This is a genomic window from Oceanobacillus sp. FSL K6-3682 (assembly GCF_037976165.1).
GTDB lineage: Bacteria > Bacillota > Bacilli > Bacillales > Amphibacillaceae > Oceanobacillus > Oceanobacillus sojae.
Window position 1 is genome coordinate 2979945 of the sequence record NZ_CP150263.1, and the last position, 21696, is coordinate 3001640.

Sequence of the window (21696 nt, forward strand, 5' to 3'; positions counted from 1 at the left end):
CAGGTCTTCACCGGTTGCTTTTCCCACAGGAGTTGACTTCCATTCACTCCCATCTATGTGAAAATATGTTTCTTTTTCTTTCTTACAAAGAATTTATACTAATTCTAGCGGAGTGTATTTCTGGAGCCTAAGATTACTCCTCCATCAAACCCGTCGGAGCGGTTATCTCCAGCATTTTTTATACTTTCTTATTCTAAAAAAAAGCCAGCCCTATTTTCAAGACTGACTTTTTTTAGTATTTTAATTTGTATAATTTTCTTTTACAACACTGGCACATCTTGCACAAAGTGTCGGGTGGTCTTTATCTTCACCTACTGTTTCAGAAACAACCCAGCAGCGTTCACATGTTTCGCCGGGATGCTTTTCAACTGCAACCTCTACATAATCATATTCTTTTCCGATGCCTTTTTCACTTGCAATAACTGCTTCAGAAACAATGAAGTACTGATGCAGATCAGCTACATTTTCAAGCACCTGCTTTGTCTCTTCATCAAGAGGAGCTAATGTGATTTTAGCTTCTAATGATTTCCCGATAACCTTCTCTGCTCTGGCTTCTTCAAGAGCTTTCAGAACATCGTCTCTCACTTCCATAAAGTGATCCCATTTCCCGACAATACCTTCTGAATCTGCAACCTTACGCGGTTCAGGAATATCAGTAAAGTGGACGGTTTCCGCTTCTACTCCCGGAATGTATTCCCATACTTCCTCAGCTGTATGAGGAATAATTGGAGCAAGGACTTGCACAAGTGTTGTCAGGATTTCATAATAGCCTGTCTGAATACTGCGGCGACGCGGATGGTCAGCAGCTTCAATATATAGAATATCCTTCGCAAAATCTAAATAGAAGGAGCTTAAATCAACTGCACAGAAATTATGAACCTGATTAATCACCGGTGCAAACTCAAAGTGCTCATAATTGTCACGTGCGCCTTTTAACACTTGCTGCAGGCGATAAAGCATATAGCGGTCTACTTCCTGCAGGTCTTCATCCTTCACCCGGTCTTTAGCAGGATCAAAATCTGCAAGATTCGCTAATAAGAAACGGAAGGTATTTCGGATTTTACGATAGCTTTCAGATGTTTGTTTTAAAATATCATCAGAAATACGTACATCTGCCTGATAATCAACACTTGCAACCCAAAGTCTTAAAATATCTGATCCTAATTGTTTTTGTACTTTAGAAGGAACAATAACATTACCCAATGATTTACTCATCTTACGGCCGTTTCCATCAAGTACAAAACCATGGCTGATGATATTTTTATATGGTGCTTTCCCTGTCACTGCCACAGATGTAGATAATGATGAGTTAAACCAGCCGCGATACTGATCGCTGCCTTCTAAATAGATATCTGCCGGACGCTGAAGCTCCGGCCGGTTCATAAGGACACCTTCATGGGATGAACCTGAATCAAACCATACGTCCATGATATCAACTTCTTTTGTAAATTTACCGTTTGGACTATGCTCTGATGTAAATCCTTCCGGTAATAAATCCTCTGCTTCTCTTTCGAACCAAATATTTGAACCGTGCTCTCGGAAAAGATCAGATACATGAGAGATTGTTTCATCTGTAATAATCGGTGTACCATCTTCCCCGTAAAAGACAGGGATAGGAACGCCCCAAGCACGCTGTCTGGAAATACACCAGTCTTCACGATCTCTTACCATATTATATAGTCTTGTTTCTCCCCAATGCGGATACCAATTCACATTCTTAATTTCATCAAGGATTTCTTGGCGAAAGTCCTTGATGGAAGCAAACCATTGTGACGTCGCACGGAAAATAGTCGGTTTCTTGGTTCTCCAGTCATGCGGATAAGAGTGCGTAATAAACTCTAATTTTAACAAGGAACCAGTTTCATCTAATTTTTCCGTAATTACTTTATTTGCATCATCATAGAATAGTCCTTCAAATCCTGGCGCTTCACTTGTAAACACGCCTTTTTCATCGACTGGACAAAATGCATCGATACCATACTTACGGCAAACATAGAAGTCATCTTCCCCGTGCCCAGGAGCTGTATGAACACAGCCTGTACCTGCATCAGTTGTAACATGCTCTCCAAGCATGACAAGCGATTTGCGATCATAGAATGGATGCCGCGCTTCTACTCTGTCAGCTTCCTGACCTTTAAACTTCTTCACAACAGTTACATCTTCCCAGCCTAATACTTCTTTGACATCTTCGAGCAGAGCTTCTGCTAAAACATACTTCTCATCATTTACTTGGGCAACAACATAGCTTAAATCTGGATGCAGGCTGATCCCTAAGTTAGCAGGAAGCGTCCATGGAGTAGTTGTCCAAATAATGATTTTCTCATCACCATCAAGTACATCTTTACCATCTGTTACTTCAAAAGAAACATAGATAGAAGGTGAGCGCTTATCCTGGTATTCAATTTCTGCTTCTGCAAGTGCAGACTCCGAAGAAGGAGACCAATATACGGGCTTAAGACCTTTATAAATATAGCCTTTTCTTGCCATTTCTCCAAATACCTTAATTTGGGAAGCTTCATAATCCTTTGTTAACGTAATATATGGATTATCCCAATCTCCGCGAACTCCTAATTTTTTAAATTGCGTACGCTGACTGTCAATTTGTCCAAGTGCATATTCTTCACAAAGCTTACGGAATTCAGCAACAGACATCTCTTTGCGCTTTACTTTCTTTTTCTTTGTCAATGCAGTCTCGATTGGCAATCCATGTGTATCCCAGCCGGGAACATACGGAGCATAGTAGCCTGTCATAGATTTATACCGAACAATAAAGTCCTTCAGGATTTTATTAAGCGCATGTCCAATATGAATATCTCCATTCGCATACGGAGGCCCATCATGTAAAATAAATAATGGTCTTCCTTTTGTACGCTCTAAGCTTTTTTGATACTGGTTACTTTCTTCCCAATTCTTTTGACGTTCAGGTTCTTTATTTGGCAGATTTCCCCGCATAGGAAACGCTGTTTTTGGCATTAATAGTGTTTGTTTATATTCCAAGATATTCCCTCCTGTTATTTTTATGACCTAAAAAATAATTATTTATATACAAAAAGAGCCCTCTAATCCCTAAAGGGACGAGAAGACTCGCGGTACCACCCTTATAAATTTAATGCCCGGCATTAAATTCACTCGAAATCCGTAACGTGGACAGTCGGCTGTTACTACGTGTATTCATAACAGCTACTCCAGAGTGATTTTCTAAAAGATTTCTGTATCAGGCTTACACCATCCCTGACTCGCTTATACAGAATATTCTTCTATACTTTCTCTTTCATTGTATTCCTATAAACATCATGATTTTTTTAATGTAAAATAAGTGTCAAAAAAACATTATACTTGTATGAATTATATGTAATATACAATCCTAAGTCAAGCCTTTATGATTCATGCTCCATCAGTTCCAAGTCTTCATCTACTTCAGTATCAAATAATTCTTGCCAATCATCTGTACCCAGCATTTCCAATTGTGCCTGAACCAGCATGCGCATTCTTGAACGGAATACCTTCGCTTGTTTTTTCAATTCTTCTACATCAAGTGAAATTTTCCGTGCTTTACTTAATGCTTCATTTACAATTCGGTCGGCATTTTTTTCTGCTTCTTTCATAATTAATTTTGCTTCTTTTTGCGCGCTGCCTTTAATATCCTCTGCTGTTTCCTGGGCAACAAGAATAGATTTGTTTAGCGTTTCTTCAATGTTTGTAAAATGCCCTAATCGCTCTTGAAGCTCTTTTGCCTTTTGATCTAATTCATCTCTTTCACGGATAACAATTTCATAATCCTTCATTACTTGATCAAGGAATTTATTAACTTCATCTTCATCATAGCCCCGGAATCCTCTTGCAAATTCTTTATTATGAATATCTAATGGTGATAATGCCACCATCTCCACCTCCCTAATCGGTTCCAAGCTGTCAATTTCTCTCTTTATTATTCAATAATTCCAGCGTAAATGCCAGCACTTATTGTAAAATTGCAGCCGTCATTTTAATTTTGTCTTTCTTCGATCTCCCGCGTATTTCAACTATTTTGCTTCTGCCTTTTCCACGTACAGAAAGCATATCTCCTTCCTGTAGTTGGAATTTCACATCATCCACTACCCGATAATTTACTTTTACAAGCAGTTTTTGAATAAGTGCAGCTGCATCTTTTCGGGATAATCCATATATCTCTTTAATCACTGTATCTAATCGCAGGGAAGAGATTGTTTTATCATACTCTTTCCAATTTTCTTTTTTGACAGCCAGAGATTCAAGGGATTGTTCCTTAAAGGAGATACGGGATTTTTTGATTGAGGTCAAATTCATCTGAATAAACGGAACGACCTCTCCTGCTGCCAGCAAATGAATTTTCCCATCTGCTGCCGTAATATCTCCAAGTTTTTTACGCTTTACACCTTGTGATAAAAAAGCCCCCATTACATCACGATGCTCCAGACTTACAAATTTCTCTGGATAAACCGCTTCTAGAAGTTGAATTTGAAACGTATCCTTTGTAATGGTTTCATAAACAGGCGCAATAACTATCCTTTTCCGTTCGCTGTATTCTGACCCGCCAAAGGCTTCTGTTTGCAGTTCATCTTGGCTGGTTCCTAAAAGCATCTGTACAATTTCCTGCTCACGAGGATCCAAAAAATCAGTCAGCTTCGGAATATAAGACCGCTCCACCTGGTCTTTCCAGGAGAGGACCTGATCTATAAAAGGCTGTTCTTCTTTTCGAAAATGCTGATAAACTTCCATGGTCATCCCTTTCTCTGAATCCTAAAACATCATTGCAAATTGCATAAAGCCCTGTCTTGCAAACTGCAGCAAGAGTATAGCAACAATTGGTGAAAAGTCAATCATACCAAGCGGCGGAATAAATTTACGAAAAATCTCTAAATAAGGCTCACAAATTTTCCCTAGCATTTCCCCAAATTGTGACTCCCTTGCTCCCGGAAACCAGGACATTAAAATATATGCTATCAGTGCAAAGCTGTAAATGCTTAAAGCAAAACTTATTATTGAAACGATTTGTGCCAACATCTGCTGCTACCATCCTTTATCATAATCTTCCTGTTCATACAACATTTCAGAAATGCTTCCAGTAATCTCCACATTGTCTGGTGTACATAGGAATGTTTCAGAACCTAATTTCTGAATATCCCCTTTTACGGCATAGACCGTTCCACTCAGAAAATCAACAATACGCTTTGCCTGCTGATGATCCACCCGCTGCAAATTAATAATCACAGCACGTCTGTTCACAATGTTATCTGCTATGTCCTGAGCTTCATTATAATTTCTTGGTTCTGCCAGGACAACCTTTGAACTCGTATTTTGTATACTGGAAAGGTTCACAACATTTTTACTCGCTGCTGTTTTTTCCTGAGTATGAGGGGGTTCTTCTTCTTGTTCATTTTCTACATATTCATACTCATATTCATCATCCAGAGTGAAATAATTTTTAAGCTTCTTTTTAAAGCTCATTCTCTACACCTCACTTTAAAGTTCTTTGCCAACCAGTTTTGTCCCTATACGGATATGTGTAGCGCCTTCTTCTACAGCAACTTTATAGTCATTACTCATTCCCATAGATAAGTATTCGCATGGTGCATAGTCTAAATGCAGGCTCTGGATGTAATCGCGCAGCAGCCGTAATTTTTTAAACAGCGGACGGGCCTCTTCCGGATTATCAACATGCGGAGCCATTGTCATCAAGCCGACAACGCGGATATTCTTAAAAAGAGCCAATTCTTTTATAAAGGGTTCTACTTCGTCTTCAGCTAATCCATGCTTCGATTCCTCACCGCTTACGTTAACCTGAACAAAACAGGAAACTGTTTTCTGGCTCCGCTTATTAATTTCTTTTGCCAAAGATTTTCTATCTAGTGAATGAATATAATCAATATGATGAAGAATATCTTTTACTTTTCTGGATTGCAATGATCCAATAAAGTGCCATGTGGCACTTTCCCCAATCTCTTCAAATTTCGCTAAAAATCCTTCATTTCTATTTTCACCAAGGTTGGTTACCCCGGCAGATAATGCTTCTTTTGCTCGTTCTATTGTAACATATTTTGTTACAGCGATAATATTAATATCTTCTTTATTTCTGCCAGCTCTCTCCGCAGCCTGCTCTATATCTGCTTGAATTTTAATAAGATTTTCACTTACAGCAACCATTCTACTCCTCCATTACTTCTTCTGTTTCTCAAAGCCAATAAACCCCAGCATTCTTCCTGTTTTTCCTTTATCACGACGATGAGAGAAGAATATCGTCTTATCTTGGAAAGTACAATATTTTGTTATCTCTATATTATGACGAAAGACACCAGATTGTACAAGAATATCGACATTTAGCTCTTTTAAGTCAATTAAATATTGATTTGGTGATACTTCTTCGGTGAATTTTTGTTTTTGGTCCTCACTAAGATGAGATAGTACGGTATCATCAACAACGTAGCTTTCTTTGGAGATACTCGGACCAACTGCAACCTTCAGATCTTTTACAGATGCTCCGGCCTGCTCCAATTCCTGAACCATTTTCCCTGCAATCTGTCCAACAGTCCCTTTCCAGCCGGCATGGGCAATGCCAGCTATCCTTGTGGTTGGATCTACAAAAAACAGCGGAACACAATCTGCAAAGAAAGCTGTTGCAAGTATACGATCCGCTTCATTTGTAATTAATCCATCGACTCCAGATATACTGGAATCAAATGAAATACTGCCCTTTCCGGCATCTTCAATATCCAGCAGATGAATTTCTGTTCCATGAACCTGTTCGCCGCAAGCCCAGCGGTTAAGCGGGATATTAAGCTCCTGACTTAGAATACTCCGATTTTCCAACACCTTTTTTTCGTCATCAAATACATGGAGCCCCATATTTAATTGCCTGTAGGCTCCCTCACTTACTCCACCGTTTTTTGTTGTAAAGCCTGCAATCAGACCTGGAATTTCCTCCTCCAATGAAGATAAATGAAGTCTTGTCTCACTTTTAAGCTTAAATGGCTCCATGTCTCTTTCCCTCTTTTCGCTTTAATGATGAATTCAAATTCCTTTGATTACTATATTTTCATTAAATTTTTTGAGCAATCTTTTTAAAATCAATTTTGTGTCTTATTTTAACACATTATATCGATAATTTCTCCTTAATCTTCTGTATAGAGATCCGGTCCTTTTACTTTTTCCACTAAGATAACATCTTCTCCAATCCGTACAATTTTTTCCCAGGCAATAAAAAGCTCTCCTGCCTTAGCAAACATTCCTGATTTTTTGCCTTTTCCTTCCGCAATAATTGCAATAACCCTTCCAGTTCTCCCATCTATCTCTAAGTCTATAATATGTCCTAAACGTGTTCCATCGTCCATAACAATAAGTTCTTTTATTTGCAATTCAGATAGTTTCACCATCCCAGCTCCCTCCCTCTTATTATCCTATGCATGGGAACATGCTTTTTTTCATGGAAAATAAAAACCAGATGTTCTTGTGATGCAGAGGTTCACTTGCATGAGAAAAACCAAGAAAATCACTTGTTCTTGCTAAGGAGATGTCCGCTGCGAAGTTTTTTGATGGGACGAGTAATCGCAGTCCCAGTCCCAGAAGAAATATACGGAGACTCCTGTGGGAATGCGCGCAAAACGGAAAAGGAAGTTCGGTTAAGTTCGCGACGTTCTGTCTCAGGCACCGAATTGACATACGTCCTGTATGCTTCCGCAAGAAAAAGCGACTGTCGGCTTGCCAATTGCTAAGTCTTCTTTAGAGGAGATGAGCTCTGGGCCCACGGAAAGTGTAGTGTATTTCTGGGGCTGCGATTACTCACCCCATGAAAACCGTTGGACCGTCTAGTCTTCAGCATTTTTATATACTTTCTAAAAAAAAGCCTTACCGCTGTGGGCAAGGCTTATATTCATTCAAACATTTGCTTATTCATTTGGTTGATAGCACCTTTTTCAAGTCTGGACACTTGTGCCTGGGAGATTCCAATCTCATCAGCCACTTCCATCTGTGTTTTTCCTTGAAAAAAGCGCTTATTTAAAATCATTTTTTCTCTTGCATTTAACCTGTGCATTCCTTCTTTCAAGGATAGCTTATCTACCCATGATGAATCTTTATCCTTATCATCGCTCAGCTGATCCATTACAAAAATAGGGTCGCCGCCATCATTGTAAATTGGCTCAAAAAGTGAAACAGGATCTTGAATCGCATCCAGTGCAAAGACTATCTCAGCCTGCTCTACTCCCATTTCTTTCGCTATTTCAGCGGGAGATGGATCTTTGGATGTTTTACTGATTAATTGCTCTCTGACCTGCAGAGCCCGGTAAGCAATATCCCGTAAAGATCTGGATACCCGAATAGGATTATTATCCCGTAAATACCTTCTAATCTCACCAATAATCATTGGAACAGCATAGGTAGAAAAACGTACATTATGCGATAAATCAAAATTATCAATAGATTTCATTAAACCAATACAGCCAACCTGAAATAAATCATCAACATATTCACCGCGATTATTAAATCGTTGAATGACACTGAGAACAAGACGCAAATTGCCATTCACTAATTCTTCCCGGGCTGTTATATCATTTTCTTCTTGCATTCGAATAAATAATTTTTTCATTTCATCATTTTTAAGTACTGGAAGTTTTGATGTATCAACCCCGCATATTTCAACTTTATGTCTTGTCATTCCCGAAAACCTCCCCAATCTTAGATGCTGTTCAAGGACAGTATCTCCCCGGGGAGAGTTTTTATTCAGGGAAAAATTGTAAAAAAAGCAATGATATGCGGAGAATAATTGATATATCAAGCTAAACCATTTTATTAAATTCTTTTTTTAACCTCCGAATGATTTTCTTCTCTAAACGGGAAATATAAGACTGGGAAATTCCCAGCATATCAGCTACGTCTTTCTGCGTTTTTTCATCATCACCAATTAGTCCAAAGCGTAATTCCATAATCTGTTTTTCACGGGCATTTAATTTACCCAATGCTGATTTTAACAGTGATTTATCAACATTCGATTCAATACTTTTTGTAATAATATCCTCTTCCGTCCCAAGCACATCCGATAATAGGAGTTCATTGCCATCCCAATCAATATTCAGTGGTTCATCAAAGGAAACCTCTGTCTTTAATTTATTCGTTCTGCGCAAATACATGAGGATTTCATTTTCAATACAGCGAGATGCATATGTTGCCAATTTAATCTTTTTTTCTGGATTAAAAGTATTTACAGCTTTAATTAATCCAATTGTTCCTATACTGATCAAATCTTCAATATTGATTCCTGTATTTTCAAATTTCCTAGAAATATAAACCACTAATCTCAGATTTCTTTCAATTAACATAGATCTTGCAGCCTGATCTCCTTTAGGAAGTTTTTTTAACAGTTCATGTTCTTCCTGTTTTGACAAAGGTGGCGGCAATGCCTCACTCCCGCCAATATAGTAGATTTCCTTTGGCTTTAACCCAATCTTTCGCAGAAATTGATACCAGCGTAATTTTAATTTAAATTTCCAAACAGACACTTGACGCACTCTCCTTTATGCAGATTGTATAATAGATTGCTTAATCACAAGGGGATGCAACAGACAATGATATTGTCCATCTCTTTCCAGTTCCCCAAATTGAATTCCAATTAATACATTTGCCGTCTGTAAAACATCATTATTATAAAAAATAGTCAGCTCCTCAGCCCTGATTGCCAGCATAAAAGAATGTGCTCCATCAACTCCCTGATACGGAATCATATGCAGTTTATCCTCCCACTTCTTTGGCAGCTGTTCAAAATCAAGAGTCTCCTTAACCTGTTGCAGCTCTTCCCATTCTTTTTCATCAAACCACTGCTTTAAAAATGGCCGGTCACAAATAACTACAGGCTGTTTGGTTAGGGGGTCAATCAACTGATTTCCACTATCAATGTAGCCGACAGATTCAAAAGACTGATGATTCATCGTCAATATAACCTTATGCATCTCATCATATTTCACTTGCTCCCCCACATGCTCGTCCATTCTTCGCTTTGTGAAATACCAGATAATTGGAAAAAATGTTATAACAAATAACCAGCTGACAGGATCTCCATAGCCTTGATTAAAAGTAATAACGCCCTCTAGCGAAACAGTGACCGGACGCTGGAGGAAAAAGTGAATTGCCATTAATCCTCCCCCAATTGCAAAGGATACGAAATAAAAGAGCAATGACAGTTTAATAAAGCGATATAGACTTTTAAATCCGAATGTACTAAAAATGATGAGAAAAGAATAAATTAGCTTACCGGCAACATGATTAAAAAATGAATTTGGATATAAAATTGTCAGTGGAACAATGCATGAAGCAATAAATGCACCAATAAATAAACGAATCTTTTTTGCTGGACTTCGGGCAAGTAGCTGTACAAGCATCAGCAGCATTAAATCCACCATAAAATTTAATGTCCAAATTACGTCTAAATAAATAGACAATCTTTGCTGCACCCCCCTAAAATGTTGCTGATTGCCAGTGAAAAAATTACCTTCCATATGCTTTTTGAATATATGTTTAAATAGATAGGAAGTAATGTATGATGAAAGTATAGACAATTGAAAAAGAAAAGTCTGTCAATTCTTGTATGCAAAATTAAGCTATTTAGCACTTATTCTTAGAGTTAATGTCTAATGATTTTAGAAGGTAGTGGAGAGGCCTTATCAGCAGCCTTTATGATAGGATATAAGGAAAATAATTTTATAATTTGCTTTGCTAAATGCAAAAATATTATTAAATCAGGAACGTTTACTTTGTGTCCAAGGATATAGAGCATTTTAACTTTCTGTTTGGTTCTCAAAATCAAAAAAGCTCTGTGCTGGAGGATTTTCTCCAGCACAGAGCTTTTTATCTCATATTTACATCTTAACGATTACGATTGCGATTTCTCAGGAAAGTCGGGATATCTAACTCTTCTTCCTCTGGACGAGGCTTAGAAGGTGATGGATTGGAAGTTTCTCTTTCCCTGACAGGATGATTTGATTCATTTGATTGTTTCGCAGCAGCCTGCTGTGTTTGTCCTATATTTGGACGCTGTTGTTTTTGACGGGCATCTGCCTTTGGTTGTGCATTTTCATCAAAACCTGTAGCAATTACTGTTACAACAATCTCGTCATTAAGATTTTCATTAATAACAGAACCAAAAATTACATTAACTTCCTGATCGGCAGCAGAAGTAACTAAATCTGCTGCTTCCTGTACTTCATACAGACTTAAGTTTGTACCACCAGTGATATTCATTAAAATACCATGTGCTCCATCAATGGAAGTCTCCAGTAACGGAGAAGAAATTGCTTTTTTAGCAGCTTCTGTTGCTCTTGTTTCTCCAGTTGCAATACCAATACCCATTAATGCTGAACCTTTATCATACATAATCGTTTTCACGTCAGCAAAGTCAACGTTAATAAGACCTGGTTTTGCAATCAAGTCTGAAATGCCTTGTACACCTTGGCGAAGCACATTATCTGCTTCACGGAATGCTTCAAGCATTGGAGTGTTTTTATCGACAATCTCCAGCAAACGATCATTTGGAATCACGATTAATGTATCCACACTTCCTTTAAGTGTATCGATACCGGAAATTGCCTGCGTTGATCTTCTTCTTCCTTCAAAGGAAAATGGACGGGTAACAACGCCGACAGTCAATGCACCTAAATCTTTAGCTACCTGTGCAATAACTGGAGCTGCACCTGTTCCTGTACCGCCGCCCATTCCTGCAGTAACAAAAACCATATCCGCTCCTTTTAATACTTCTTCCAGCTGCTCTTTACTTTCTTCTGCCGCTTTCTTTCCTACTTCCGGGTTGGCACCAGCACCAAGACCGCGGGTTAATTTTCCTCCAATTTGTATCTTGGATTCAGCTTTGGAAAGATTTAAGGCTTGGGAATCTGTATTTACCGCGATAAATTCAACGCCCTCTACACCATGCTCAATCATACGGTTAACGGCATTATTTCCGCCGCCGCCAACTCCAATAACTTTTATCGTTGCTAATTCTTCCATGTTTGTATCAAAATCTAACATATTATGGTTTCCTCCTAGTCTACTAATTACGAACAATTTCCGATATAAACTTCTGCTGGCAGAAATCAATCAAAGAAATATTTGAATAGATTAGCAAATCCTGATTCTTTCTTCTTGTCTTTTTTCTTTTCTTTCTTTTCACTTGCAGGTCTGGACTGCTTTACCTGCCGCTGTTCACCTTCATCTCCCACTGCCACTGCAGGATACAATTCTTTCCCCTGAATTTTAGCGTTACGATAAGCAAACTGTAAGATACCGACACCAGATGTAAATTGTGCTTCTCTGACGCCAATATAGTCTGGAATAGCTACACGAACATTGGAGTAAAATAAATCCTGTGCCAGCTCTAAACTTCCAGGCATTGCAATGGTGCCACCTGTTAATACAAATCCGCCAGGTAATTCCTGATATCCCATTTTTCGAATTTCCCTATCAACATAAGTGTATATTTCTTCTAATCTGGCTTCAATCATATCAGCTAATTGAAGTTGATTAAATACTTGTTTCTGATTACTTCCAATAGTTGTTACTTCAAAAGTTTCTTCTTCAGAGGCATCGTTGTAAAATGCATATCCATAATTTAATTTGATTTGTTCTGCTTCTTCTGTAGAGATACGCAAACCGATTGATAAGTCTTTGGTTATATTATCTCCGCCTAAATTGATTACGCTTGTCGCAGCCAGATGATCATTTTCAAATACAGATACTGTTGTACATCCGCCGCCAATATCAATAAGGGCTGAGCCCATATTCATCTCATCCTTTGATAAGGCTACTGTACCAGCTGCGAGCGGCTGAAGACAAATATCTGAGACTTCTAGATTAGCACGCTCTACACATTTCAGGATATTATGAAGAATTGTCTTAGAGCAAGTGATAATTGTTCCTTCCATTTCCAAACGGACACCAATCATTCCTCTGGGATCTGTAATTTCATCCAATCCATCCACAATAAATTGTTTTGGAATAACATCAATAATTTCCCGTTCCGGGGGAATGGATATTACTTGAGCTCCGTCAATCACTCTAGTTACATCTTCATCATTAATTTCACGATTCTCACTTTGCACAGCTACTACGCCATGACACGACTGAAGCTGAATATGATGGCCGTTTACACCTACTACAACACGGTTAATTTCCATACCAACCATTCTTTCAGCCTGCTCGACTGCACTTCTGATAGAATGAACAGTCTGGTCGATATCAACAATAGCACCCTTCTTCATTCCATTTGATGCTGCAGTTCCTACTCCAATAATATTTAAAGAGTCATGTTGTACTTCTCCAATAATTACTTTTATAGTATTTGTCCCAATATCAAGACTAACTAATATTTCACTGTTGTTCAAAAAAGAGCACCTCCTCGTAAAAATATGCCTGTGATATTTTTACCGCCACGTTATCCTTTGTATAGTCTTTAATTCTAAAAGAAAATGAATAAAAAATAAACATATTTTATGCTTATTTTTTCAAGTAACCTATTTCTATAAAAATCGACAGTATACCATTCGTAAAAAAAGGATGATATATGACTTTATTCTGCAAATTATTCATTTCCTGTTTCTTCATCTTCTTCCATATCGTCTTCGATATCTACTTCTTCCATCTCATCTTTTTGGAAGGATTCAAAATAGACGCCGACCCCAATATGAATTATACCACTATCTCCCTCTTCAAGCTGAGAAACAATTGACGGGTAGTAATCCAATTTATCAAACATTTGGTCCGCTTTCCCCTGTACCAGATAACCATCACTCATATATAGTGTAATAAGTGAGGCTTTTTCATCTGTATCTGAATCATTCCGTTCAACTTCAGAAATCATATTAAAAATACTCGGACGAACATCCTTCATTTCTCCGGCCAGCTCTGTTAATTGCTCTTCATTAAATCCTGTCATTAATGGAGCATTGCTTAGAGAATCCTGTGCATTTTGCTGGATAACTTGGCCGTCCGCCAGAACTGGATAATACTCCCTGCCCTCCTGGGTATAACCAAGAACAGGCTGCTCCTCCACCTCAATTACTACAGTACGGGGAAAGCTTCGGGTAATAGATGCTTGTTCAATGACAGGATCATCTTCTATTTTTAATGCAGCAGAAGATGCATTCATAGACCAAATATTTGATCCTTCTGTTAAGCCCGATTCATCTATTATGTACTCATCCGTTAAAAATACATTACCGTTTACTTCAATCGACCGTATCTCACTCAATGGAGATTGTAAATAAACAATAATAGCAATGAGAAAGAAAAATATAGATAGATAAAATATTAATCGCCTGTTTGCTTTTTTCTTTCTAGCTTGTTTCAACTTTGGGATTCGATCCTCAATAGAAACGATATTTTTATCACTCATCTCCATTTCTTCCTTTACCCATTATTTTCAGAGAATAAAACTGTATGAGTCCATTCCCTCGTATTTACAAAAATTATATCACAAATTAAGGTGCTACACGTAGTTGACTTCGATTGTTTATAAAGTTTTTTCCTTTTTTTTAGAAAAACTCTAGCAGATCCAGCTAAAAAACAAGAATTGCAGCGTTGTAACGTGAAATCTTTAGTAGATTATCTATAAATAATAATCCACACAAAACAATTTTCTAACCGAAAAAACGATTTGTTCAAAACTGTAACTGAAATGAAAGTATAACTATGATTATGAAGCTGGCTGACGAAGGAAAAACATGGAGACTCTTGTGGGAAAGTGCAAAAAACGTTGTCCCAGCACTGAAATGACATACGCTTTGCATCGAGGAAATGAGTTTGTGACCGGCGGAAACATATTATTTTCCGCCGCTTAAGGTTAGTCATCCTGCAATAATCTGCAAAATCACCTGATGATATCTGATTTATCATCGATAAATTTTAATGCAGATTCTTATTTCCTAATAGTTTAAATGATTGGTTTCGTACTTTTCTCCATACTTTTGGCATGTCTGCTGATACTTAGCAGAATACCTACTGCACAGAGAGTCAAGGTTAACGAAGAACCCCCATAGCTGAGAAAAGGAAGTGTAATTCCTGTAACTGGAATCAATCCTATAACAACACTAATGTTAATCATCGCTTGTAACGCCAGCATACCTGCTACTCCAATTGCTAACAGTCTGCTAAATAAATCCGGTGCTTCAATTGCAATTTTAATTCCTCTCCATAATAACAGAAAAAACAATAGAATAGTTGTACAACCTCCAATTAAACCTAATTCTTCACCAATTATAGAAAAAATAAAATCAGTCTGCGGTTCAGGAAGATAAAAATATTTTTGCAAGCTATTACCTAACCCCAGTCCCATCAGCCCCCCTGGTCCAATAGCATAGAGAGATTGAATAATTTGAAATCCATGCCCTAAAGGATCCTCCCATGGATTCAAAAAAGCTAAAATCCGGTTAATCCTGTAAGGAGCAGAAGCTATCAATCCAATAAATCCGAGTACTCCAATACCTGCTAATCCAAAGAAATGGGACAGCCTGGCTCCGGCTACAAAAAGCATAATCATGCATGTAAGCACAAGTACCATTCCTGTACCTAAATCAGGCTGAAGCATAATTAGACCGAATGCTGTAAAAATTAAAAGCAGACACGGTAAGAACCCCTTTTTAAAAGAAGTAATATATTTTTGATGGTCAGACAAAATAGATGCCAGAAAAATGATTAGTCCCAGTTTCATAAATTCAGATGGCTGAATACTGAATGCACCGATGCCAATCCAGCTTTGTGCTCCTCCGCGAACCATTCCAATTCCCGGAATTAGTACAAGTATAAGCAGAGCAAAGCAAGCAAATAGTAATATTTTTGCATACTTTTTCCACATATAATAGGGAAAATAAGAAATAACAATCATCCCAATAAATCCGATTCCAGCAAATAAAAGCTGTCGTTTCAAGTAATAAAATGAATCATTAAACTTATACTCTGACCAGATATAAGATGAACTATAAACCATCAGCATACCCAGACATAGGAGGATTACAATTATTCCAAATAATATTTTATCCACTTTATTTTGATTTTGAATGAATTTATGCAAAAATACCCCTTCTTTCCATGAAATTAAACTTTGGAAATAGGGGCATTTTTAAATATGCTATTAACTAATCGGCTTGTCCGAATTTGTTTATTATTGTTATTTCAGATCCATTAATTTGCTCAAGCCCCTTAGTTTATTGTATGAACGGCTTGGACAAATATGTCTCCTCTTTCTTCAAATGTTTTATACTGATCCCAGCTTGCGCATGCAGGAGAGAGCAACAGAATATCTCCTGCATCTGTTAATGCAAATCCGATCTTTGCAGCATCATCAACACCTTCTGCATGCTTTATTACCTGGACGCCAGCCTCTCTTCCTATACGTTCTAATTTTGAAGCAGTCTCTCCAAATACAACCATTGCTTTTACATTTTTCAAATGAGGAATAAGTTCATCGAATTCATTCCCACGATCCAGCCCGCCTGCAAGCAGAACAATTCCTTTTTTAAAGGAATCCAGTGCTTTTTGAGTGGCTAATATATTCGTTGCTTTAGAATCATTGTAAACATAACGGTCTTGAATCATTCCAACAAACTCTAAACGATGCTTCACACCAGAAAAAGTTCTTAGGACATGCTGAATTCCTTCATTTGTTGCTCCATTTAGTTTTGCTGCTGCAACAGCTGCCAGGATATTCTCCAAATTATGCTTCCCGACCAGCACGATGTCTTCCAATGCAATAATTGCTTCATCGAAAAAGCATACATGCGTTTCATTTGCCCAGGCACCTTCCTGTTGCAGGTTTTTGGTTACAGAAAACGGTATTTTTTTTGCATTTGTATGAGTCACTCTTTCTTTAAGAGTAGAGTCATCCGCATTATATACAAGATAGTCATCCGCCTGCTGATTTTTAAATATATTACATTTTGCATTTACATAGCTTTCCAGATCACCATGATAATCCAGATGAGCTTCAAAAATATTTAACAGCACTGCTGTAGTGGGACGGAATTCTGATATTCCCTGCAATTGAAAAGATGACAGCTCAATAACCATTTTTTCATCTGCTTGCATTGTTTGTGCCACTTCTGTCGCTGCAATTCCAATATTGCCGGCAAGTTTCACATTGCAATCACTATATTTCAGCATCTCTGTAATTAACGTCGTAGTAGTTGTTTTCCCATTTGAACCAGTAATCCCTATGACTGGCTGTTGCGTTAAGTAAGACACAAGCTCTACTTCTGTGATTACAGGAATATTTCTCCTTATAGCTTCTGCGATAATCGGATGATCATAGCGGATGCCGGGATTTTTGACCACTACCTCTATCCCCCCTAAAACACTTAAAGGGTGAGAGCCAAGTACAAGGTGTGCTCCCTTTCTTTGAAGCTCCTGTACAGAATCATCGCCATAGGATGCCGCCTGATCATTCACTGTTACATCTTTACCACCGTCCAAAAGGACCCTGGCAGCAGCCGTACCGCTTCGAGCTAGCCCTAAGACAAGCACTGTTTTTGGAAATTGTTTCATTGTATTCATTACATACCCACCTCAATATAAATTGCAAGAATTGCAAATAGGAGACCGGCAAACCAGAACGTTGTAACGACTCTCCACTCAGACCATCCTACTAATTCATAATGGTGATGTAACGGACTCATTTTGAAAATACGCTTTCCAGTTGTTTTAAAGGAAATGACCTGGATAATTACGGATAATGTTTCAATGACAAACACACCGCCAATAATAATTAATAAAATCTCCAGTTTCAAAAGTATTGCAATTGCCGCAATAGCTCCGCCTAGCGCCAATGAACCTGTATCTCCCATAAATACTTTGGCAGGGTGTGCATTAAATACTAAAAATCCCAGTAAAGCACCAACTACTGCTAAAGAAAAAACTGTTACCATATCGTTAGGCACGCCATACCATGCAATAATTGCAAAAGCACCGAATGCAATTGCGGCTGTACCAGCCAATAAACCATCTAATCCGTCTGTTAAGTTAACAGCATTGGAAGCTCCTACAAGCATTACAATAATAAGAATTGCATAGAACCAGCCAATATCAAATTGAAAGGATGTCCCCGGAATTGCAATCTCTGTTGAGAAATCTTGTCCGCGTAAAACAAAATAAAATATAAGTGCAATAATAATTTGCCCAAATAGCTTCTGTTTCGATGTTAATCCTAAGTTTCGTTTCATTGCTACTTTTATATAGTCATCTAAAAATCCTAATAGACCATAGCCGAATAATACAAAAAGTAATAACCATAGTTCATAGCCTATTCCACTGTCCGTTCTCATTCCCATGATCAGTGATGTAATTACAATACTGAAAACTATCATAATTCCGCCCATTGTCGGAGTTCCTGATTTCTTTTGATGAGATTCAGGGCCTTCTTCTCTAATACTTTGTCCAAACTTTAATCGTCTTAAAAAAGGGATAAAAATTGGAGATAGAAGAACTGTAATAAGAAACGCTACTGCGAGTGTAATTAATAAACCTGTAATATTCATTTTCTCTCCACCTCATTTGTAACCTTCTATAGGTGTGGTTAAAAAAACACGATAGAATCAGTGCAATTCTCATGGGTTTTGTTCTTTAACTCCCAAAATACCGCACTGATTCCATTTCCTGACTGTTTTAAACACGCCTATAAGATGTCTTTAAGTACCTGTTCAAAAAGTCCGATAAATAGGACCAAGAAGTTCACGGCGATTGGCATTTTCCGAACGGAGCGTATACTTTATAATACGTGAGTATAGGAAAATGTCAGTCAACGCAGAAATTCGCCATGTCATCTTTATTGGACTTTTTGAACATCCTCTTTAACATAATTGCTCTAAAAATGTTTCAAATTTCATTCCTCTTGATGCCTTCAACAGGATAAGGTTTTCTGGTTGCAAATATTTTTCTACATGACCCGCAAGTTCATCTTTGTCTGCTAAATGTACAGCAGGCAGCTCAGGAAGCTTCCTTTTCAGCTCATCATGTATGTAATAGGAATTATTTCCATACGTATACACAGCTGTAATCTCAGAATTAATCACATCTGCAATACCCCGATGGAATTCTTCCGCATAATCACCAAGCTCTAAAATATCACCAAGAACAAGAATTTTATGCTGATATCCTTTCATTTCTTCTACAACTTGAATGGATGCTTTCATAGATGCAGGTGAAGCATTATAAGCATCATTAATTACTGTAATGCCTTTTTGGCCAACATGCTTTTCAAAGCGCATTTTTGTCATCTCTAATTGCCCAAATGCTTTGTGTATTGCCTCGGATGTTATTCCCAGTTCATAAGCCAGCTTAATAACATAAGCTGCGTTTTTCGCATGATGCCTTCCCAAGAGCGGAATTTGATAGGATTCCTCGCCAATTTCGAAAGTAGTTACTGTTTCTTCAACTGCTATATTGCTGACAACGACATCATTATTCTCACCAAGTCCCACTAGTGTTTTACGAACTGGTACAACGGCATCTGTTAAAAGAGATTCATCTCCGTCAATAATTAACATACCCTCCGGTTTTATCCCTGAAACAATTTCTAATTTTGCTTTGGCAATTCCCTCTTTAGAGCCCAGATTTTCAATATGCTGTCCGTCAATATTTGTAATTATCGCTATATCAGGTTCGCCTATATTACTTAAAAGCTCTATTTCTCCAAAGTGATTCATGCCCATTTCCAAAATCAGCACTTCTGTCTTCTGGTCCATAGATAAAATCGTTAATGGAAGTCCAATATGATTATTGAAATTCCCTTTTGTTGCATGAGTTTTAAAGGTTGTCTGCAAAACTGCTTTTGCCAGATCTTTTGTAGTTGTTTTTCCATTTGATCCAGTAATGCCGATTACAGTCGGATTAACTTCCCTGCGATAAACAGCTGCAAGCTTCTGCAATGCTTTTACTGTATCCTCTACAAAAAGAACCAGAAGAGAGGAAGGGAGATTTTCAGGCAGCGGTATTTCTCTTTGCCAAAAGGTTGCTACTGCTCCATTTTCTACTGCTCCGCCAATAAATTGATGCCCATCAAACCGTTCACCGGAAATAGGTACGTATAGCCCATTATGAGAACCGGTACGACTGTCTTTAATCACTTCATGAATTTCTAAACCAGCTGGTACACTCCCTTGATGCTGGGGGAATAATTCCATTAATTGTGTTGCAGTAATCAACATGCCTTACTCCCCTTTCTCTTTAATTGCTTCCCTGGCAACTTGACGATCATCAAAATCATATTTTGTTTTGCCAACAATTTGGTAAGTTTCATGCCCTTTACCTGCAATTAGAATAATATCGTCTTTTTGAGCCAGCTCTACAGCATGCTTAATTGCTTCTGTACGGTCGACAATCACTTCAAAGGCTGCTTCTTTATCAGATAAATGATTTGTCATATCGTCCAAAATTTGCACCGGGTCCTCTGTACGTGGATTATCCGATGTAAATAACGCGTGATCTGCATATTTCACAGCAACATCTGCCATTAACGGACGTTTAGTACGGTCCCGGTCACCTCCGCACCCTACAACAACATAAACTTTACGCTTCGCAAATTCGCGGCTGGTTTGCAAGACATTCTCCAAGGAATCAGGAGTATGTGCAAAATCAACAATCACAGAAAAATCCTGTCCTTCACTAATTGGTTCAAACCGGCCGTCTACTCCTGTGATATCCTCCAGAGCCTCTTTAATCACTTCTAAATCTATATCAGATGCGATTGCAGCGCTGCTTGCAGCAAGCATATTATACACATTGAACATTCCAATTAAATGGGTTTTAATATGTGTTGTTCCGATTGGAGTCACAAGATTAAATGCTACACCGGCAGGAGATAACATAATATTTTTTGCCATAACATCCGCATCCTGCTTACAGCTGTATGTAATCACCTGCTGGGCTGTACTGCGTTTTAATAAATCACTGGATTCATCATCCTCATTGATAATAGCACATTTCTTCTTACCTTGATGATAATCATTTCCTAATCCTGAAAAGAGAAGACTCTTCGCCCGCAAATAATCATCCATATCTTTATGATAATCGAGATGATCCTGTGACAGATTGGTAAAAATACCAATATCATAATCACAGCCAAAAACTCTTCCCATGTCTAAGGCATGCGAAGAAACTTCCATAATGACCTGATCTGCTTCCTTTTCCTGCATTTGATGAAAAATACGATTCAACTCTAACGCATCAGGTGTTGTGTTAGCTACCGGGAATGTTTCATTACCGATTTTTACCTGGATGCTTCCAATAATACCAGATTTCTTACCCTGTTTTTCAAAAATAGTATCTAACAGGTAGGTTGTTGTTGTTTTCCCGTTCGTACCAGTAACACCGATCAGCGGGAATTTTGTTGTTGGGTAATCATAATATACTGCTGCGAGCATTGCCAAAGCACGCCCTGTATCCTTTACGCGGATGAGCGGGATACTCCCGTCAACATCCACGTCTTTGCAGATAACTGCTGCTGCAGCTCCATTGTCTATTGCCTGCTTCAGAAAGTCATGACCATCTACGGTATAACCTTCAATGCATACAAACAAGCTCCCGGATTTTACTTTTCTGGAATCCATTTCTACATTTACAATTTCTATATCCTGTATTGATTCTGTTGTCTGATAGAACCCTATTCCATCTAATAATTCTATAAGTTTCATTTTTACACCCTATTTCTATTCT

19 protein-coding genes and 1 other annotated feature are annotated in these 21696 nt (G+C 38.1%); all 19 genes read right to left on the minus strand.

Translation table 11 applies throughout. The annotated features are described in order from the left end of the window. Positions 1 to 240 precede the first annotated feature (240 nt). The 19 genes from ileS to MHH51_RS14985 all read right to left on the minus strand — a co-directional run bounded on the left by ileS (position 241) and on the right by MHH51_RS14985 (position 21674). Entirely contained in the window at positions 241 to 2997 is a 2757-nt protein-coding gene (gene ileS, locus MHH51_RS14895; RefSeq protein ID WP_156986038.1) for an isoleucine--tRNA ligase, read from the minus strand. Positions 2998 to 3067: 70 nt separating this feature from the next. Next, positions 3068 to 3284 (minus strand) — a binding site (T-box leader). Between the two features lie 93 nt (positions 3285 to 3377). After that, positions 3378 to 3881, minus strand: coding sequence for a DivIVA domain-containing protein (locus tag MHH51_RS14900; RefSeq protein WP_077601503.1), 504 nt, complete (start codon positions 3879 to 3881; stop codon positions 3378 to 3380). A 79-nt stretch (positions 3882 to 3960) separates the two neighbouring features. After that, a complete protein-coding gene (locus MHH51_RS14905) occupies positions 3961 to 4737 on the minus strand; it encodes a YlmH/Sll1252 family protein (RefSeq protein WP_339282407.1) in 777 nt (258 codons plus the stop codon). A gap of 21 nt (positions 4738 to 4758) precedes the next feature. After that, on the minus strand, positions 4759 to 5022 hold the full coding sequence (locus MHH51_RS14910; protein WP_147209608.1) for a YggT family protein: 264 nt from the start codon (positions 5020 to 5022) through the stop codon (positions 4759 to 4761). A gap of 6 nt (positions 5023 to 5028) precedes the next feature. Next, positions 5029 to 5466, minus strand: coding sequence for a cell division protein SepF (locus MHH51_RS14915; RefSeq protein ID WP_147209609.1), 438 nt, complete (start codon positions 5464 to 5466; stop codon positions 5029 to 5031). 15 nt (positions 5467 to 5481) lie between these two features. Continuing rightward, positions 5482 to 6162, minus strand: coding sequence for a YggS family pyridoxal phosphate-dependent enzyme (locus tag MHH51_RS14920; protein ID WP_339282408.1), 681 nt, complete (start codon positions 6160 to 6162; stop codon positions 5482 to 5484). Positions 6163 to 6174: 12 nt separating this feature from the next. Then, positions 6175 to 6993 carry a peptidoglycan editing factor PgeF gene (gene pgeF, locus MHH51_RS14925; protein ID WP_339282409.1) on the minus strand — a complete coding sequence of 273 codons (819 nt, stop codon included), beginning with the start codon at positions 6991 to 6993 and terminating at the stop codon, positions 6175 to 6177. A 134-nt stretch (positions 6994 to 7127) separates the two neighbouring features. Then, complete coding sequence (locus MHH51_RS14930) at positions 7128 to 7388, minus strand: YlmC/YmxH family sporulation protein (protein WP_147209612.1); 261 nt, start codon at positions 7386 to 7388, stop codon at positions 7128 to 7130. Positions 7389 to 7885: 497 nt separating this feature from the next. Further along, the gene (gene sigG, locus MHH51_RS14935) at positions 7886 to 8668 is read right to left on the minus strand and encodes an RNA polymerase sporulation sigma factor SigG (protein ID WP_147209613.1); all 783 of its coding nucleotides are present in this window, start codon (positions 8666 to 8668) and stop codon (positions 7886 to 7888) included. 121 nt (positions 8669 to 8789) lie between these two features. After that, the gene (gene sigE, locus MHH51_RS14940) at positions 8790 to 9509 is read right to left on the minus strand and encodes an RNA polymerase sporulation sigma factor SigE (RefSeq protein WP_147209614.1); all 720 of its coding nucleotides are present in this window, start codon (positions 9507 to 9509) and stop codon (positions 8790 to 8792) included. 15 nt (positions 9510 to 9524) lie between these two features. Further along, positions 9525 to 10445 carry a sigma-E processing peptidase SpoIIGA gene (gene spoIIGA / locus MHH51_RS14945; RefSeq protein ID WP_339282410.1) on the minus strand — a complete coding sequence of 307 codons (921 nt, stop codon included), beginning with the start codon at positions 10443 to 10445 and terminating at the stop codon, positions 9525 to 9527. A 424-nt stretch (positions 10446 to 10869) separates the two neighbouring features. Further along, on the minus strand, positions 10870 to 12027 hold the full coding sequence (gene ftsZ / locus MHH51_RS14950; RefSeq protein WP_147209616.1) for a cell division protein FtsZ: 1158 nt from the start codon (positions 12025 to 12027) through the stop codon (positions 10870 to 10872). A gap of 65 nt (positions 12028 to 12092) precedes the next feature. Then, positions 12093 to 13379 carry a cell division protein FtsA gene (gene ftsA, locus MHH51_RS14955; RefSeq protein ID WP_147209617.1) on the minus strand — a complete coding sequence of 429 codons (1287 nt, stop codon included), beginning with the start codon at positions 13377 to 13379 and terminating at the stop codon, positions 12093 to 12095. Between the two features lie 197 nt (positions 13380 to 13576). Next, on the minus strand, positions 13577 to 14389 hold the full coding sequence (locus MHH51_RS14960) for an FtsQ-type POTRA domain-containing protein (RefSeq protein WP_339282411.1): 813 nt from the start codon (positions 14387 to 14389) through the stop codon (positions 13577 to 13579). A 537-nt stretch (positions 14390 to 14926) separates the two neighbouring features. Then, positions 14927 to 16051: a stage V sporulation protein E gene (gene spoVE, locus MHH51_RS14965; RefSeq protein WP_307725836.1), complete on the minus strand. Its 1125-nt coding sequence runs from the start codon at positions 16049 to 16051 to the stop codon at positions 14927 to 14929. 140 nt (positions 16052 to 16191) lie between these two features. After that, complete coding sequence (murD, locus tag MHH51_RS14970; RefSeq protein WP_339282412.1) at positions 16192 to 17541, minus strand: UDP-N-acetylmuramoyl-L-alanine--D-glutamate ligase; 1350 nt, start codon at positions 17539 to 17541, stop codon at positions 16192 to 16194. Next, positions 17541 to 18521, minus strand: a complete 981-nt coding sequence (mraY, locus tag MHH51_RS14975) for a phospho-N-acetylmuramoyl-pentapeptide-transferase (RefSeq protein WP_147209621.1) — start codon at positions 18519 to 18521, stop codon at positions 17541 to 17543. Before mraY ends, murD begins: the two co-directional genes overlap by 1 nt. A gap of 312 nt (positions 18522 to 18833) precedes the next feature. Continuing rightward, positions 18834 to 20189 (minus strand): UDP-N-acetylmuramoyl-tripeptide--D-alanyl-D-alanine ligase, encoded by a 1356-nt coding sequence (murF, locus tag MHH51_RS14980; protein WP_339282413.1) that lies wholly within the window; start codon positions 20187 to 20189, stop codon positions 18834 to 18836. Between the two features lie 3 nt (positions 20190 to 20192). Then, positions 20193 to 21674, minus strand: coding sequence for a UDP-N-acetylmuramoyl-L-alanyl-D-glutamate--2,6-diaminopimelate ligase (locus MHH51_RS14985; RefSeq protein WP_339282414.1), 1482 nt, complete (start codon positions 21672 to 21674; stop codon positions 20193 to 20195). Positions 21675 to 21696: the final 22 nt, after the last annotated feature.